Raw genomic sequence first — 16712 nt, forward strand, 5'->3', positions numbered from 1 at the left:
CATTACCGGCCGCAGGTGGGGACATGGGCGGCCAGAAACTCCACAAAGGCGCGGATGCGCGTGGCCAGATGCGGATGGCCGGCATAAACGGCGTGCAGCGCTTCCGGTTCGGGCGGGGCGTAATCGGTCAGAACCTCCACCAGCCGGCCTTCGGCGATGTCGGCGGCCACCACCGTGTCGCCGGTCCGCAAGAGGCCCAGACCCGCAAGGCAGACCTGACGCAGGATCGTGCCGTCGCTGCCCGCGAAGGGGCCACGCACCGGCTGGCGCAGCGCCTCGCCTGTGGCGGGATCGCGGAAGGCCCATTCCGGCGGCTGGAAGTTGTACAAGAGCGCGTCGTGCCCCCCCAGATCCGCCGGGTGCCGCGGCACCCCACGCCGCGCCAGATAGTCGGGCGCGGCCACCACCACACGCCGCATCGTCGTGATCCGCCGCGCCGTCAGCGACGACGCCTTCAGCCGCCCCGACCGCAGCGCCAGATCCGTCCGTTCCTGCCACAGATCCACCACCGCATCGCTGAGCGTGAGGTCCAGCTGCACCTGCGGGTAGGTCTTCAGAAAGGCCGGCACCAGCGGCAGCACCACGAGCGCGCCGAAACCCACGGTGGCGCTGACGCGCAGCGGGCCCTGCGGCGTCTGCGTGCCCCGGCCGATCCGGCTTTCCATGTCGGCCAGCCGGTCCAGCAGAAGGCGCGCCTCCGCCAGATAGGCTTCGCCTTCCGGCGTGGGCGTCAGGCTGCGGGTCGACCGCACCAGAAGTCGCACGCGCAACCGCTCCTCCAGCCGGGTGATGGCGCGGCTGACGGCCGACGGGGTCTGGCCCAGTTGCCGCGCGGCGGCGGAAAAGCTGCCCGTGGCGGCCACGCGCGTGAAGATCTCCATCTCTCCCAGCCGGTTGTCCATCATCCACCTTTGCCTGCCAAGCACAATTGTTTCGCCGATTGATGCGATTATCAAGCGGGATGATGCACGTCATATGGAGGGCCCAACGACAGGAGCCTTCCCTTGCCCCCCGCCCTCATCGCCCTCACGATCGCGGCCTATGCGATCGGCACGACCGAGTTCGTCATCGTCGGCCTTCTGCCGACCGTGGCAAACGATCTTTCCATCACCCTGCCCGTCGCGGGCCTGATCGTCAGCGTCTATGCGCTTGGCGTGACCTTCGGCGCACCCATCCTGACGGCCATGGCGTCGCGGATGCCGCGCAAGCCCCTGCTGCTGGGGCTCATGGCGCTGTTCATCCTTGGCAACGTCATCGCGGCGCTCAGCCCTTCTTACACGCCGCTGCTGGCGGGGCGGGTGCTGTCGGCCTTCGCCCATGGCGTGTTCTTCTCGGTCGGGGCGACCATCGCGGCCAGCCTTGTCGCGCCGGACAAACGCGCCTCGGCCATCGCGCTGATGTTCATGGGGCTGACCTTCGCCATCGTGACGGGCGTACCGCTGGGAACGCTGATCGGCCAGACCTTCGGCTGGCGCGCGACCTTCTGGGGCGTCAGCCTGCTGGGCGCCATCGCCATGGCGGGCATCGCCCTGCTGCTGCCCGCGAACATCGCGCGCCCCGACGCGGCGCCCCTGCGCGAACAGGTGCGCGTGCTGACCAGCACCCGGCTGCTGCGCGTGTACGCCATGACCGCCCTTGGTTATGGCGGGACCTTTGTGGCCTTCACCTATCTTGCCGCGATCCTTGAGGAGATCTCGGGCTTCTCCTCCTCCGCCGTCAGCCTGATCCTGGTTCTTTACGGGCTGGCCATCGCGGCGGGGAACCTGCTGGGCGGGCGCATCGCCAACCGCGATCCGGCGCGCGCCCTGGTCGGGCTTTTCGCCGCGCAGGCCGCTGTGCTCGCGCTGTTCACCTTCACCGCGCCGCATCCCGTCCTTGCGCTGGTGACGCTGGCGGCCATGGGCTTTTTGTCCTTTGCCAACGTGCCGGGGTTGCAGATCTATGTCGTGCAACTGGCGCAGGAGGAGCGGCCGGGTTCCGTCGATGTCGCCTCCGCCTTCAACATCGCGGCCTTCAACCTTGGCATCGCGATCGGGGCCTGGGCGGGCGGCACGGTCGTCGGCTCCCCCCTCGGCCTTGGGGCGACGCCCTGGGTGGGGGCGGTGCTGGTCGTGGGCGCGCTGATCCTGACCCTGCGCAGCGCGGCACTGGATCGCGCCCATCCGAACACCACACTTACCGCGTGAGAAAAGGAGAGCATCATGCACAGCATCACCGCAAACGGCGCGACCATCCCCGCGCTTGGCTTCGGCACCTTCCGCATGGACGCGGCCGAGGTGGCCGATGTCCTGCCCGAGGCGCTGCGCCTTGGCTTCCGCCACGTGGACACCGCCCAGATCTATGGCAACGAGGAGGCCGTGGGCGCGGCCATCGCGTCCTCGGGCATCGCGCGGGACCAGATCTTCCTGACCACGAAGGTCTGGGTGGACAAGTTCGCCCCCGCCGATTTCATCCCCTCGGTGGAGGAAAGCCTGCGCAAGCTGGGCACGGACCATGTGGACCTGCTGCTTCTGCACTGGCCCGGCGGCAGCGACGTGTCACGCGCCGACCAGATCGAGGGGCTGAACCGCGCCCGCGCGTCCGGGATGACCCGCCATATCGGCATCAGCAACTATTCCTCCGCGCAGATGCACGAGGCCGCGAAGCTGAGCGCGGCACCGCTGGTCACGAACCAGGTGGAATACCACCCGTGGCTGGACCAGACCGCCGTTCTGGCCGCCGCGCGAGAGTTGGGGATGTCGCTGACCGGATACTATGCGATGGCCGACGGGAAATCGGCCACCGATCCGGTTCTGGCCGAGATCGGCGCAAGGCACGGCAAGTCGGCGGCGCAGGTGGCCCTGCGCTGGCAGGTGCAGCAGCCCGACGTGGTCGTGCTGTCGAAGACGGCGAAGGCGGGGCGCTTGCCCGAAAACCTCGCCATCTTTGACTTCGAGCTGTCGGAGGCGGAGATGGCCGCGATCCACGGGCTGGCAAAGGCCGACGGCCGCATCGTCAGCCCGCAGAAGCTGGCCCCGCACTGGGACTGATCCCGAGACGAAGATCCGGCCCGCGACGGGCCGGATCGGCGGGGGTCAGATCGGGAAGTGACCGGGCTGCGTTTCGATCGTGACCCAGCGAAGCTCCGTGAATTCCGCGATGCCGGACTGGCCGCCGAACCGGCCATAGCCGGAGGCGCCGGTGCCGCCGAAGGGCATCTGCGCCTCGTCATGCACGGTGGCGCCGTTGATGTGGCAGATGCCCGACCGGATCTGCCGCGCGACCGCGATCCCGCGCGAGATGTCGCGCGTGAACACCGCCGCCGACAACCCGTATTCGCTGTCATTGGCCAGCCGGATGGCGTCCGCCTCGTCCTTGGCGCGCAGGATCGCGACCACGGGGCCGAAGCTTTCCTCGGCATAGATCCGCATGCCGGAGGTGACGCCGTCCACGACCTGCGCGGGCAGCAGCACGCCTTCGGCCCGACCGGCGCTGGTGATGCGGGCGCCCTTGCTTTGCGCGTCCTCGACCAAGGCCTGCACCTTGGCGACGGTGTGGGCATCCACCACCGCGCCCAGCGGGGCTTCGCCCTTCGCGGGATCGCCCGCCTTCAGCCCTTGGGCGCGTTCGGTGAAGCGCTGCACGAAGGCCTCGGCCACCTCCTCCACCACGATGATGCGTTCGGTGGACATGCAGATCTGGCCCTGGTTGAAATAGGCGCCGAAGATGGCGGCCTTCACCGCCTCGTCCAGGTCGGCGTCCTTCAGGACCAGCAGCGGGGCTTTGCCGCCCAGTTCCAGCAGGCAGGGCTTGAGGTTGCGGCCCGCGCGTTCCGCGATGATCCGGCCGACCTTGGTCGAGCCGGTGAAGTTGATGCGGCGGATGGCCGGATGGTCGATCAGCGCGCCCACGATGTCGCCCGCATCTTCCGGCGCATTGGTGACAAGGCTGACGACGCCGGGCGGCAGGCCGCCTTCCTCCAGCGCCTGCACGATCAGGGAATGGGTGCGGGGGCAGATTTCCGATGCCTTGAAGACGACGGCGTTGCCGCAGGCCAAGGGCGTCGCCAGCGCCCGTACGCCCAGGATGACCGGCGCGTTCCATGGCGCGATGCCAAGGCAGACGCCCGCCGGTTCGCGGATCGACATGGACAGGCAGCCCGGCTTGTCCGAAGGGATCACCTCGCCCATGACCTGCGTGGTCAGCGACGCCGCTTCCCGCAGCATGGAGGAGGCGAGGCCCACGTTGAACCGCGCCCAGCCCACCGTCGCCCCGATTTCCGTGGCCATGGCCTCGGTCAGGATATCGGCCTTCGCGGCCAGCGCGTCGGCGGCCTTCAGAAGGATGGCGCGGCGGGCGTTGGGCCCAAGGGCGGCCCAGGCGGGAAAGGCGGCGGCCGCGGCGTCGGCGGCGGCGCGGGCGTCGTCCACGCTGGCGGCGGCGGCTTCGGTGGCCACGGCCCCGGTGACCGGGTTCATGCGGTGGAACGTCCGGTTCGTTCCGGATGCACGTTCCGTCCCGGCGATGCGCAGGTTAATGATCGTCACGACAGTTCTCCCAAACTGCGAGGCCCCGAATCGCGGGCCGCTCTTGTGGGGAAAGACTAGCGAAGATAATGTTATGCGCCATAGCGTCGTTGGAAAAAGGAGGGCAGTCCATGCCGGAGGAGGGCACTGGCCTGCAGTCATTGGTGGGGTATCATCTGCGGCGCGCCTCGGTCTTTGATCTGGCGGGCGCGCTGGCCGCGCTTCAACCCGTCAACGGGCGCCCGGCCACGCTGAGCGTGCTGATGTGCATCGTGGAGCAGCCGGGCGTCAGCGCGGCCGAGATTTGCCGGACGCTGGGCCTGCAACGCGCCAATATCGTCCAGTTGCTGGTCGATCTGGAAGGGCAGGGCCTGTTCACGCGCGAAACGGACGCCGCCGACCAGCGCATCCAGCGCCTGTATCCGACGCCGGAAGGCAAGGCTGCGGCGCAGGACTGGCTGCGGCGCCTGCGCGATCACGAGGCGCGGATGCTGGAACGCCTCTCCCCCGCCGAACAGGCGGAACTGCGCCGCCTTCTGGGCCGGGTGTGGATGGAGGAGGCGCCCTGACAACTCAGTATTGCGAGGCCCAGAAGGCCGCCAGCGCCGGCGTGCGTCCGGCCACGAACGCGGCCGTGCGGGCGTAGCGTTCGGGAACGGGGGACGCCGCGGCCGCCGCGTCAAGCTTATGCGCCACGTGGGCCAGCACCAGCGTGATGGTCAATTGCATGAAGGCGTGGGCCTCCGCCTCGGGTTCCTCGCGGGCCGCCAGGCGTTTGCGGGCCTGCCGCCAGAGGTCAAGTTCGGGGGAAAGCTCCGGCATCTCGGCGATCATCGCGTCGAACGCGTCGGCCGCCGCGCCGCCCCCATGGCGCAGGCCGCGGGTCGCAAGCTGGCGCGCATGGATCCCGTTCGCCCCTTCGTAGATGGACGTGATGCGCGCGTCCCGCCATGTCTGTTCCACCCGGTATTCGCGGACATAGCCGTATCCGCCCAGCACCTGGATCGCCAGATCTGCCGCGCGGATGCCCGCATCGTGCCCATGACCTTGGCCACCGGCGTCAGGAAATCGACCAGCGGCGTGTCGTCGTCCCGTTGCAGTTCGGTCATCACGGTCAGGGTCACGATGCGGCCGCACAGGGACAGGGACTCCGCCTCGTCCAGCATCCGGCGCACGTCGGCGTGACGGTCCAGCGGCTTGCCGCCCTGCACCCGTTCCGCCGCATGGGCGCGGGCGATGTGGCTGGCGCGCGCGGCGTGGGCCAGCCCGTGCAGGGAGACTTCCAGCCGGGCGTGGTTCATCAGGGTGAACATGGCGCGCAGCCCTCCGCCCAGATCGCCCAGCAGTTCGGCCTTGGCGCCGTCATAGGATATCTGGCAGGTGGGCGATCCGTGAAGGCCCAGCTTCTCCTCGATCCGCGTCACGGTGATGGAGGAACGGGCGCTGCCCCCCTCGGTGGAGGGGGCGAGGAACAGGCTGAGGCCGCGGGTTCCCTCCTCGGGGCGGCCGGTGCGGGCCAGCACGAGGTGCAGGATGTGGGGCGACAGGTCCGGATCCCCGCCGGAGATGAAGATCTTCTCCCCCCCCAGCACCCAGTGCTCGCCGGTTTTCACGGCGCGGGTCCGGATGCCCGACAGGTCGGAGCCGGCACCCGGTTCCGTCAGCGCCATGGCCGTGAGCCATTCCCCGTGGCGAGGCGGGGCAGCCAGCGTTCCTTCTGATCCTCCGTCCCGAAGTTGAGGATGGTGCGCGCCACCCCCGGCACCATCTGGAGGCTGTCGTTCATGAAATGTCCTCCCCAGGGGCCGATGCGGCCCTGCCCGGCCCCTCTCCGGGGGTGGGGCCCTGTGCAGGTCTGGCGGCTTGCACGCGGAGGTGCCCCATGTCGTTATGCGCTGCGTGCAGGCCTGACCCTTGTCAAACGCTTATCGCTATGCGTTATAACCGTCAATCGCTATGAACCATAGCGTTGTGTGCGGGGAGGAGGGGAGGCGTTCCACGCGCAGGTCCGGCTGATGATGCGTCCCGACCTGGCTGAGGAAGGAAAGACAATGGCAAACGACATCGACACCGTGGCGTATGACATGGCGGACGGCATCGCGCGGCTGCGGTTCAACCGGCCCGACAAGCGCAACGCCATGTCGCCCGCGCTCAACCGCGCCATGATGGAGGCGCTGGACGAGCTGGAGTTCCGCGACGACGTGGGCGTGCTGGTGCTGACGGGCGAAGGGTCCGCCTGGACCGCGGGGATGGACCTGAAGGAATACGTCCGCGAAACCGAGGCGAAGGGTTTGAAGGGCACCCGCAGCGCGCAGCGGGAAAGCTATGGCTGGTGGCGCCGCCTGCGGTGGTATCAGAAGCCCACCATCGCCATGGTCAACGGCTGGTGCTTTGGCGGCGGCTACGGTCCCCTGTTCGCCTGCGATCTGGCCTTCAGCGCCGACGAGGCGAAGTTCGGCCTGTCCGAGATCAACTGGGGCATCCTGCCCGGCGGTGGCGCGACCAAGGTGGCCGTGGAACTGCTGCCCTTCCGCAAGGCGATGTATCACGCCATGCCGGGGGAACCGATCGACGGCAAGACCGCGGCCGACTGGGGGCTGGTCAACAAAAGCCTGCCGCTGGCCCAACTGAAGGACCGCGTCGTGCAGGTGGCCAAGGCCCTTCTGGAAAAGAACCCCGTCGCGATGAAGGCCACGAAGGACGCCATCCACCCCGTGGGCGCCATGGGCTATGACGACGCCGAGGATTACCTCGTTCGCGCGCAGGAGGCCGCGAATTCCTACGACAATGACGGGCGCAAGGAAGGCCTCCGGCAGTTCATTGACGAAAAGAGCTACAAGCCGGGTCTGGGGGCCTACGACAAGACCCGGGGCTGAGGGAGGCAGGGGGGAGGAGACACCATGCTCGACTTCCTATCACCGAACCCGGTCGCGCTGAACGCCCGGCTGCGCCCGGACGTGCGGGCGGCCATCGACCTGGGCTTGGACCGGCACTGGACGTAACGCATGCTGGACCTCGACATTCAGCGGGCGGTGACGGTGCTGAGGGGCCGGGGCGTCGCGCGGGGGGATCGCGTGGCCGTGCTGGCCCGCAACTCTGTGCACCAGATCATCCTTCAGCAGGCAATGATGCGGATGGGGGCGATCTTCGTGCCCCTGAACTGGCGCCTGTCGAACAAGGAACTGGCGCAGCTTCTGGCCGATTGCACGCCCCGGCTGTTGTTCACCGACCGCGAGGGGGTCAACGGCGGCCGGATCATCGTGGAGCCGATGACGGCGCTGGTCGCGGGCATCGACGCGGCGGAACCGGCGCCGGCCGGACCGCCCCATGGGGCGACGGACACCTGCATCATCCTTTACACGTCGGGAACCTCCGGCATGCCGAAGGGGGCCTTGCTGACGCCGATGTTCCTGCTGGCCACCGGCGTCAACTTCGGCACGCTGGGGGATGTGGACACGGGCGACACCTTCCTGTGCGACAGCCCGATGTTCCATGTCATGGCATCGCCACGCAGATCTGGCCGCCGCTGATCCGGGGCGGCGGCTGCATCGTGTCTTCGGGCTTCGACGCGGAACGGACCAATGACCGTCTGGGAGATGCGAGGCTGGGCGTCACCCATTACTTCTGCGTGCCGCAGATGGCGGAGTCGCTGCGCCATGCGCCGAACTTCCGGCCGGAGGCGTGGCGGCTGCGGGCGCTGTTCACCGGCGGCGCGCCCAACCCCCCCGCGCATATCTGCTGGTGGGCGGATCGGGGAATTCCCATGGTCGACGGCTATGGCATGACGGAATGCGGGACCATCCTTGGCATGCCGCGGTCGCTGGACATCATCCGCGCCAAGGCGGGCAGCGTCGGTCTGGCCGGGCCGCTGACCACCATCCGGCTGGTGGACAGGAACGACCGCAACGTTCCGGCGGGCACGGAGGGGGAGATCCTGGTGTCCGGGCCCAACGTCATCCCCGGCTACTGGAACCGTCCGCGGGGAGCGGACCCGGCCTTCGGCACGCCCGGCTGGTTCCGCACCGGCGACATCGGCCTGCGGGACGAGGACGGCTATGTCCGCATCGTGGACCGGTTGAAGGACATGTTCATCTCGGGCGGGGAGAACGTCTATCCGGTGGAGGTGGAGGTGGAGGCGGCGCTGTCCGAGGATGACACCGTGCGCGAGGTCGCCGTCATCGGCGTGCCCTTCGGCACCTGGGGGAAGGTGGGCTGCGCCTTCGTCGTGCTGGCGCCGGATGCGCGGCCGGACAGCGACCTCCTGTTGCACCACTGCGCGGGGCGGTTTGCGAAATACAAGCTGCCGAAGCACTTCCGCTTTGTCGCGACGCTTCCACGAACCGGATCGGGCAAGGTGATGAAACACGTGCTACGCCAGCAGTATCTGTCGGAAGCCTAGCGCGGCCGGGAATGCCCCACCCGTCCGAGCCCTACTCCGGCACCAGCACGATCACTGCCAGCGGCGGCAGCGTCAGGCTGAGCGACGCATCCCGTCCGTGCCAAGGGATGTCGTCGGCGGGAACGGCGGCGTGGTTTCCAAGGTTCGACCCGCCATAGCGGTCGCTGTCGGTGTTCAGAACCTCGCGCCATTGGCCGGCCTGCGGCGCCCCGATGCGGTAATCGAAGCGCGGCTGCGGGCTGAGGTTACAGACCACGATCGCGGGCGGGGCGTCCCCATCCGCCTTGCGCAGATAGACGAGCACGTTCTGCGCCGTGTCGCTGGTGTCGATCCATTCGAACCCCGCCGGATCGCAATCCAGGCGGTGAAGCGCAGGCCGTTCGCGGTACAGGCGGTTGAGGTCGGCGATCAGGGTCTGCATCCCCCGATGCATGGGATCGTCCAGAAGGTGCCAGTCCAGCGACTGGTCGTGGTTCCATTCGCGGTCCTGCGCGAACTCCCCCCCCATGAACAGGAGCTTCTTGCCCGGATGCGTCCACATGAAGGCGAAATACGCCCGCAGGTTCGCGAACTTCTGCCACCGGTCGCCCGCCATCTGCCGGATGAGCGAGCCTTTCCCGTGCACCACCTCGTCATGGCTGAGGGGGAGGACGAAATCCTCGGAGAAGGCATAGACGAGGCCGAAGGTCAGTTCCCCCTGATGATAGGGGCGATGGGCTGGATCGCGCCGGAAATAGGACAGGGTGTCGTGCATCCAGCCCATGTTCCACTTGAACCCGAAGCCAAGGCCGCCGTCCTTCACCGGACGGCTGACTTTCGGAAAGGCGGTGGATTCCTCGGCGATGGTGATGGCGCCGGGGTGATCCTCGCGCACGCGCTCGTTCACCTCGCGCAGGAAGGCGATGGCTTCCAAATTCTCGTTCCCGCCGAATTCGTTCGGAATCCACTCCCCCGCCTTGCGGGAATAATCGAGGTAGAGCATCGAGGCCACCGCATCCACGCGCAGCGCGTCCACGTGGAACCGGTCCAGCCAGTAAAGGGCGCTGGATTGCAGGAAGTTCGCCACCTCGCGCCGGCCGAAGTTGTAGATCAGGGTGTTCCAGTCCTGGTGGAAGCCCTGCCGCGGATCGGCGTGTTCATAAAGCGCGGTGCCGTCGAAATGCCCCAGCCCGTGCGCGTCCGACGGGAAGTGGGCGGGCACCCAGTCGATGATGACGCCGATGTTCGCCGCGTGCAACCGGTCCACAAGCCGTGCGAACGCTTCGGCCGATCCGAAACGGCTGGTGGGGGCGAACAGTCCGATGGGCTGGTAGCCCCAGGAGCCGGTGAAGGGATGTTCGGAGACGGGCAGGAACTCCACATGCGTGAAGCCCATCTCGGTGACATAGGGCACGAGAAGATCGGCGATGGCGTCGTAGTCGAGGATTTCCCCCGCCCCGCCGCGCCGCCATGATCCAAGGTGAACCTCGTAGATGGAGATGGGGGCGGTCCGGTCCTGCCGTTGCGCCCGTTCCCCCATCCAGGTGCCGTCCTGCCACGAGAACGCCGCCGGGGTGGCGATGACCGAGGCCGTTCCGGGCGAGGGTTCGTGCGAGAAGCCGACGGGGTCGGCCTTCAAGGGCATGCGTTCGCCATGCGCGCTGATGATCTCGAACTTGTAGATTTCTCCGGGAACGAGGCCGGGGATGAACAGCTCCCAGATGCCGGGGCCGAGGCGCTTGCGCATCGGGTGGCGGCGGCCGTCCCAGGCGTTGAAGGGCCCGACCACGCTGACCCGCCGCGCGTTCGGCGCCCAGACGGCGAAGGCCACGCCGCTGACCCCCTGATGCACCATCGCATGGGCGCCCAATTGTTCGTAAAGCCGCCGGTGGCGCCCTTCGGCCAGAAGGTATTCGTCCATCTCGCCCAGCACGGGGCCGAAGCGATAGGGGTCGTCCTGCTCCCACACATGCTCGCCGGAGGTCATTTCCAGCCGATAGTCCGGTCCCGGGGCGGGGCCGGCGAAGAAGCCTTCGGGATGAACAAGGTCCAGCGCGGTGCGCGTGCCACCGGCCAGAACGGTCACCTGCGTGGCCTGCGGGGCGAAAACGCGCACCTCGCCCCCTTGGGGTCCGAGGACACCGAAGGGGTCATGGTGGCGGCCGCGCAGGACGGCCTCGATCTCGATCGGGGACAGGTTGTTCATTCTGCGCCTTGTCCAAGAAGTTCGAGGATCCCCTTCAGGGGAATGCCGATCCATGCGGGCCGGTTGCCCAATTCATAGCCGGCCTCGTAGACCGCCTTGTGAAGCAGGAAGAAGTCCAGCAGCACCTTGCGGGCGGCCGTGTCGGCCGGAAGGCTGGTGACGCCGACCGAATGCTGGGCATAGGCGGTCTGGAAGTCGCGCACCACCGACTGGCGCCACGCCTCCACCCGCTCCGCCCCACGCTCCGACCCGAAGCTTTGGCGTTGCCGCGCCAGAACCGTCATCGCGGCGTAATCGAACGAGCGGAGCATGCCGGCCACGTCCCGCAGCGGCGAAGATTTGGCGCGACGTTCGGCCAATGTGCGGGCCGGTTCGCCCTCGAAGTCGATGATGGCGACATCGTTCTGCGCCAGAAGCACCTGGCCCAGATGATAATCTCCGTGGATGCGCGACAGCTTGCAGGCCGGGGCCAGATCGGCCACCGCGCGCAGCTTCGCCAACACGTCCTCCCGCCGGGACAGGAGCGTTTGGGCCAAGGGGGCGACATCCTCGGGCAGGGTCGCCTTTTCCAGCCGCGCCATCAGCGCCTCCGCTTCCGAAGCCGCGTCCGAGGCCCAGGTCGTCAGCTGCTCGGACGTCAGATCCTCGGTCGCGAAGGCCGGATCGTCGGTGTCGGTGGCCAGCGCCTTGTGCAGTTCCGCCGTCCGTTGGCCCAGCAGGGCACCGATGCCCAGCGGGAAGTCGAAGGCCGCGACGTCCGGTTGGGTTTCGGTGGAGGAGGACCAGGTGTCCTGCTCCTGCAGCTCCAGCATCAGGGCGTCGATGATCCCGGTCCAAGCGTCGCCGCGGTTCGGGACGAAGGCGAAGGCGGCCGCGAGGGTGGTCGTGTCATGCACCACCTCGCCCAGATAGCGGGGCGTGTGTTCGAAACCGGCCACTTCGGTCAGGAAGCGGGCGATTTCCACGTCCGGCTGATCGCCCGCGCGGATGCGGCGGTACAGCTTCAGGATGATTTTGTCGCTGAAGGCGATGGACAGGTTCGACTGTTCCGCGCCCAGTTGCCGGGGATCGCCCGGCTCCTCGATCTTCCGCAGGGCGTCCGTGCCCCGGAACTGAAGGGCGCCTTCCGTGCGGCCGGACTTCAAACCGTCCAGCAGCAGCTGCGGCAGACGTTCGTCATAGGCGCCGTCGATCAGCGCGCCCACCCGCGCCGTGTGGCGGATCTTGGCCAGCGTGTAGGACAGCTTCGGCGCGCCCGGACGAAGATGTTCGTCCCCCCAGCGTGCGGAGATCGGGAGGAGATAGCTCTGCTCCTCCTCCCCCACGGTGACGTTCAGCGACACCAGCTCATGCTCCCCGTTCCCGAGGCTGCCGAGGGGCGTCATCTTCACCGCGCCGATGGCGGCGTCCTTGGCGGCGAACCAGCGCTGCAAGGGCAGCCATTGCGGCAGGACGTCGTTGCGGAACTGCGTGCCTTCACGGCCGCTGAGGGCCGTGGCCACGCGGCCGTCGCGGGCCGTCAGGGTCATGAATTCGGGCAGGATGCCCGGCATCGCCTCGTGCCAGGACGGGGTTTCGCCTTCCCCGCTCAGCGCGAACCAGTAGAAGCCGTAGGCCGGCAGCGTCAGCATGTAGGGCAGGTCGCCCACCGGCGGGAAGGCCGACCGGCCGGTCAGTTCGATCGGGACCTTGCCGCGGTGGCGGCCCAGATCCAGTTCCACCGCCTGCGCGCTGTCGGCCAGGTTCGCGACGCAGAGATAGGCCTCCCCGTCATGCTCGCGCAGATAGGCGAGGATCTTGCGGTTGCGCGGATAGAGCAGCACCATCGCCCCGCGCCCGAAGGCGGGGTGCTGGCGGCGCACCGTGATCATCCGGCGCATCCAGTTCAGCAGGGAGGACGGATCGTCGGCCTGCGCCTCCACGTTGATGACCTGATGGCCGTAGACGGCGTCGATGATCGTCGGCAGGTAAAGCTGCTGCGGTTTGGCGCGCGAGAAGCCGGCGTTGCGGTCGCCCGACCATTGCATCGGCGTGCGCACCCCGTCGCGGTCGCCCAGATAGTAGTTGTCGCCCATCCCGATCTCGTCGCCGTAATAGATGATCGGCGTGCCGGGCATGGACAGCAGCATCGAGTTCATCAGCTCGATCTTGCGCCGGTTGTTCTGCATCAGGGGCGCCAGACGGCGGCGGATGCCAAGGTTGATCCGCGCGCGCGTCTCGGCGGCATAGGTCTGCCACAGGTAGTCGCGTTCTTCCGAGGTGACCATTTCCAGCGTCAACTCGTCATGGTTGCGCAGGAAGATGCCCCATTGGCAGGCTTCGGGGATTTCTGGCGTCTGGCGGATGATGTCGGTGATCGGGTGGCGATCGGCCTGCGCCAGCGCCATGTACATGCGCGGCATCAGCGGGAAGTGGAAGCCCATGTGGCATTCGTCGCCGTCGCCGAAATAGGGGCGGGTGTCCTCGGGCCACTGGTTCGCCTCGGCCAGCAGCATCCGGTCGGGGAAGTGCTTGTCCAGGTCGGCGCGGATCGCCTTCAGGACGTCATGGGTTTCGGGAAGGTTTTCGTTGTTGGTGCCGTCGCGTTCGACCAGATAGGGGATCGCGTCCAGCCGCAGGCCGTCCACGCCCATGTCCAGCCACATGCGCATGACCTTCAGCACCTCCTCCAGCACGCGGGGGTTGTCGAAGTTCAGGTCGGGCTGGTGGGAATAGAAGCGGTGCCAGTAGAACTGGCCCGCCACCGGATCCCACGTCCAATTCGACTTTTCGGTGTCGAGGAAGATGATCCGGGTTTCGGGCCATTTTTCATCGCTGTCCGACCAGACATACCAGTCGCGCGCGGCCGAGCCACGCTTGGCCTGCCGCGCGCGCTGGAACCACGGATGCTGGTCCGAGGTGTGGTTGATCACCAGTTCGGTGATGACGCGGATGCCGCGCCTGTGCGCCTCGGCGACGAAGGCCTTGAAGTCCTTCATCGACCCGTAGGACGGGTTGATGGAGCGGTAGTCGGAGATGTCGTAGCCGTCATCGCGCAGCGGCGAGGGATAGAACGGCAGAAGCCAGATCGCCGTGACCCCCAGTTCCTGCACATAGTCCAGACGCTGCATCAGGCCCGCGAAATCCCCGATGCCGTCGCCGTTCGAATCCATGAACGCCTTGATGTGCAGCTGGTAGATGACCGCGTCCTTGTACCAGTCGGCCTGGTCGCGATCGACCCCGCCGGTGCGGATGGCAAAGTTCGCATTGTCTTGTTTGGTCACGGACAGGTTCATCAGCGCGGCACTCCGGGTGCAAGGATCTGCCAGATGGCATAAGGGCGGGTTTCGGGTTCAAGCGTCAGGGTCTGAAGCTTGCCGTGCCAGGTGAAGCTGTTGCCGTGAAGGAGGTCACGCACCTCCACCGAGGCTTCGTCGGGCAGGCCGAATTCCCAAAGCGGCACCTCGAACTGGAAGGTCTGGGCGTTGTGGGGGTCGAGGTTGACATGGACCAGCACGAAATCGTTGACCGACCGCTTGGCGTAGGACAGGACTTGGTCGTTGTCGGCCTTGTAGAAGGTCAGGTTCGTGAAGCCCTGCAGCGCCGGATGCGTCTGGCGCAGGCGGTTCATCAGGCGGATGTCGTCCTGGATGTGGCCGGGTTGATCCATGTCCCAAGCGCGAATCTCGTACTTCTCAGAGTTGAGGTATTCCTCTTTCCCGGGAACGGCGGCGGCCTCGCAGATCTCGTACCCGTTGTAGACGCCGTAATTGCCGCCCAGCGTCGCCGCCAGCGCCAGCCGCGTGCGGAAGCCGGGCCGCCCGCTGGTTTGCAGGAACTTCGGGTTGATGTCGGGCGTGGTGATGAAGAAGTTCGGCCGCATGTATTCGCGGCAATGTTCCTGCGTCAGCTCGGTCAGGTATTCGGTGATCTCCTCCTTCTCGTTCCGCCACGTGAAGTAGGAATAGGATTGCGAGAAGCCGACCTTGGCCAGACGCTTCATCACCTTGGGGCGCGTGAACGCCTCGGCCAGGAAGATCACGCCGGGGTCCTTCGCCCGCACCTCGGCGATCATCCATTCCCAGAAGGGGAAGGGCTTGGTGTGCGGGTTGTCCACGCGGAAGATGCGGACGCCCTTGTCCACCCAGAACAGCACGATGTCGCGCAGGGTGTACCAGAGCGAGGGCAGGGCATCGCGGTAGAAGTGGACGTTGACGATGTCCTCGTACTTCTTTGGCGGGTTTTCGGCGAACTTGATGGAGCCGTCGGGCCGCCAGTCGAACCACTCCGGATGCTCCTTGATCCAGGGGTGGTCGGGGGAGCACTGGATCGCGAAGTCGAGCGCGAGTTCCAGCCCGTGGTCACGGGCGGCGTCCACGAGTTTGCGGAAATCGTCGAAGGTGCCCAGTTCGGGGTGGATGGCGTCATGGCCACCCTCGACCGACCCGATGGCATAGGGGCTGCCGGGTTCGCCTTCCTCGGCGCGCAGGCTGTTGTTGCGGCCCTTGCGGTTGGTCTTCCCGATCGGGTGGATCGGCAACAGATACAGCACGTCGAAGCCGAGGTCGCGGATGTAGGGCAGCCGCGGAATCACGTCCAGCAGCGTGCCGTGCCGGTCCACGTCGCCCGATTGCGAGCGGGGCGCGATTTCATACCACGCGCTGAAGGCCGCGGCCTTGCGGTCCGCGAACACCGTCAGCGTCTTGTAGCGGGACAGGCCGTCGCGCAGGTCGATCCGGCGCATCACCTCGACGATGGCGGGGTCCTTCATGCGGGCGAAGCGGGCCGCCTGCGTGTCCGCGTCATCGCCGGTATGCTGCGCATCGTCCTGCAACAGCCGTTCGATGATCGCGCGGTCTTCGGGTGACGCGGCGCCTTCGGCCAGCGTCTTTTCGAAAAGCTGACGGCCTTCCTGAAGCTCCAGCGTGATCATCTGGCCAACGGCGCTTTTCTTGATCACTTCCTTGCGCCACGATCCGTAGATGTCGCGCCACGCAAGAACGCTGCATTCGTACCACGTGTTCTCGGGCAGGGTGAGGGTGGCGGCCCACTGGTCGTTCTCCACCAGCGCCATGGGCACCTCGGTGAAGGCTTCGGTGCCCCGCCGGCGCCACACGAGCGCGGCCGCGATCGTGTCATGGCCTTCGGCGAACAGGTCGGCCGTGACCTCGAACGGTTGTCCGGCCACGGCTTTCGCCTCGAACCGCCCGCCATTGATCTCGATCGACACGTTCTCGATGCATACCCGCTCGCTCGCCAGGGCGGCAAGGGCCGGGTCGAGCGTGGCCTGATCTGGTGGAGTCTGCACAACCTCTTTGGTGGCAGCCTTCCGCGGCGCGCGCCGCTTCTCTTGCTTCAGTTCCGGTTTCGTCACGCGGAAGCCCCCTCGCTAGGTTTGTCAGGAACAACGCCCGGAGGGGAATGGTTCCGGGCCCGGTGGGCCTTGGCATGCCGTTTGGGCAGGGGCCTGCCGAGACGCGGGCTGCAGGGGAGGAATCCGCGCGGATTCCAGGCAGATGAATTTTCTGACGCAGAATCTTCATTTTTCCTCTTGCGCCTTTTGGTGTGTCTCCGTAGATACCGCCTCACCGAAGCGGAGACGCTTTGGGACGGGAAGCGGCGGCTGGTGAGGTTGCCATGGACT

At 67.2% G+C, this 16712-nt stretch carries 12 protein-coding genes and 2 pseudogenes; 6 read left to right on the plus strand and 8 right to left on the minus strand.

Annotated elements, in window-relative coordinates:
* Window positions 1-2 precede the first annotated feature (2 nt).
* Entirely contained in the window at window positions 3-902 is a 900-nt protein-coding gene (locus ACSHZY_RS13400) for a LysR family transcriptional regulator (RefSeq protein WP_435169907.1), read from the minus strand.
* 102 nt (window positions 903-1004) lie between these two features.
* Here ACSHZY_RS13400 and ACSHZY_RS13405 point away from each other — a divergent pair, with 102 nt between their 5' ends.
* Complete coding sequence (locus tag ACSHZY_RS13405; RefSeq protein ID WP_435169909.1) at window positions 1005-2186, plus strand: MFS transporter; 1182 nt, start codon at window positions 1005-1007, stop codon at window positions 2184-2186.
* 15 nt (window positions 2187-2201) lie between these two features.
* Window positions 2202-3029, plus strand: coding sequence for an aldo/keto reductase (locus tag ACSHZY_RS13410; RefSeq protein WP_435169911.1), 828 nt, complete (start codon window positions 2202-2204; stop codon window positions 3027-3029).
* Between the two features lie 45 nt (window positions 3030-3074).
* Here ACSHZY_RS13410 and ACSHZY_RS13415 read toward each other — a convergent pair whose 3' ends face one another.
* Window positions 3075-4526, minus strand: coding sequence for an aldehyde dehydrogenase (locus ACSHZY_RS13415; protein WP_435169913.1), 1452 nt, complete (start codon window positions 4524-4526; stop codon window positions 3075-3077).
* Window positions 4527-4636: 110 nt separating this feature from the next.
* On the opposite strand from ACSHZY_RS13415, the gene ACSHZY_RS13420 reads away from it, so the two are divergent.
* Entirely contained in the window at window positions 4637-5074 is a 438-nt protein-coding gene (locus tag ACSHZY_RS13420; protein WP_435169915.1) for a MarR family winged helix-turn-helix transcriptional regulator, read from the plus strand.
* Between the two features lie 4 nt (window positions 5075-5078).
* Here ACSHZY_RS13420 and ACSHZY_RS13425 read toward each other — a convergent pair whose 3' ends face one another.
* The 3 genes and pseudogenes from ACSHZY_RS13425 to ACSHZY_RS13435 form a co-directional block, all read right to left on the minus strand.
* Entirely contained in the window at window positions 5079-5339 is a 261-nt protein-coding gene (locus ACSHZY_RS13425) for a hypothetical protein (protein ID WP_435169927.1), read from the minus strand.
* 105 nt (window positions 5340-5444) lie between these two features.
* Window positions 5445-6175: pseudogene (locus ACSHZY_RS13430) on the minus strand (acyl-CoA dehydrogenase family protein); the annotation flags it as partial.
* Window positions 6166-6291 carry an acyl-CoA dehydrogenase family protein gene (locus ACSHZY_RS13435; RefSeq protein ID WP_435169917.1) on the minus strand — a complete coding sequence of 42 codons (126 nt, stop codon included), beginning with the start codon at window positions 6289-6291 and terminating at the stop codon, window positions 6166-6168. The gene ACSHZY_RS13435 and the pseudogene ACSHZY_RS13430, both read right to left, overlap by 10 nt.
* 265 nt (window positions 6292-6556) lie before the next feature.
* Between ACSHZY_RS13435 and ACSHZY_RS13440 the strand changes: the two genes are divergently transcribed.
* The 3 genes and pseudogenes from ACSHZY_RS13440 to ACSHZY_RS13450 all read left to right on the plus strand — a co-directional run bounded on the left by ACSHZY_RS13440 (window position 6557) and on the right by ACSHZY_RS13450 (window position 8904).
* Window positions 6557-7381, plus strand: a complete 825-nt coding sequence (locus tag ACSHZY_RS13440; protein WP_435169919.1) for a p-hydroxycinnamoyl CoA hydratase/lyase — start codon at window positions 6557-6559, stop codon at window positions 7379-7381.
* Window positions 7382-7510: 129 nt separating this feature from the next.
* Window positions 7511-8415, plus strand: a pseudogene (locus ACSHZY_RS13445) (AMP-binding protein); the annotation flags it as partial.
* A gap of 174 nt (window positions 8416-8589) precedes the next feature.
* Window positions 8590-8904: an AMP-binding enzyme gene (locus ACSHZY_RS13450; protein ID WP_435169925.1), complete on the plus strand. Its 315-nt coding sequence runs from the start codon at window positions 8590-8592 to the stop codon at window positions 8902-8904.
* 31 nt (window positions 8905-8935) lie between these two features.
* Here ACSHZY_RS13450 and glgB read toward each other — a convergent pair whose 3' ends face one another.
* From glgB to ACSHZY_RS13465, 3 genes are read right to left on the minus strand one after another with little or no spacing between them, the layout of a single operon-like run.
* Window positions 8936-11089, minus strand: coding sequence for a 1,4-alpha-glucan branching protein GlgB (gene glgB / locus ACSHZY_RS13455; RefSeq protein WP_435169921.1), 2154 nt, complete (start codon window positions 11087-11089; stop codon window positions 8936-8938).
* Entirely contained in the window at window positions 11086-14364 is a 3279-nt protein-coding gene (treS, locus tag ACSHZY_RS13460) for a maltose alpha-D-glucosyltransferase (protein ID WP_435169923.1), read from the minus strand. The genes glgB and treS overlap by 4 nt, the downstream gene beginning before the upstream one ends.
* Complete coding sequence (locus ACSHZY_RS13465; RefSeq protein ID WP_435169926.1) at window positions 14364-16376, minus strand: alpha-1,4-glucan--maltose-1-phosphate maltosyltransferase; 2013 nt, start codon at window positions 16374-16376, stop codon at window positions 14364-14366. Before ACSHZY_RS13465 ends, treS begins: the two co-directional genes overlap by 1 nt.
* Between the last annotated feature and the right edge of the window lie 336 nt (window positions 16377-16712).

The organism is Falsirhodobacter sp. 1013 (assembly GCF_051195255.1).
In the GTDB taxonomy this organism is placed as follows: domain Bacteria; phylum Pseudomonadota; class Alphaproteobacteria; order Rhodobacterales; family Rhodobacteraceae; genus Falsirhodobacter.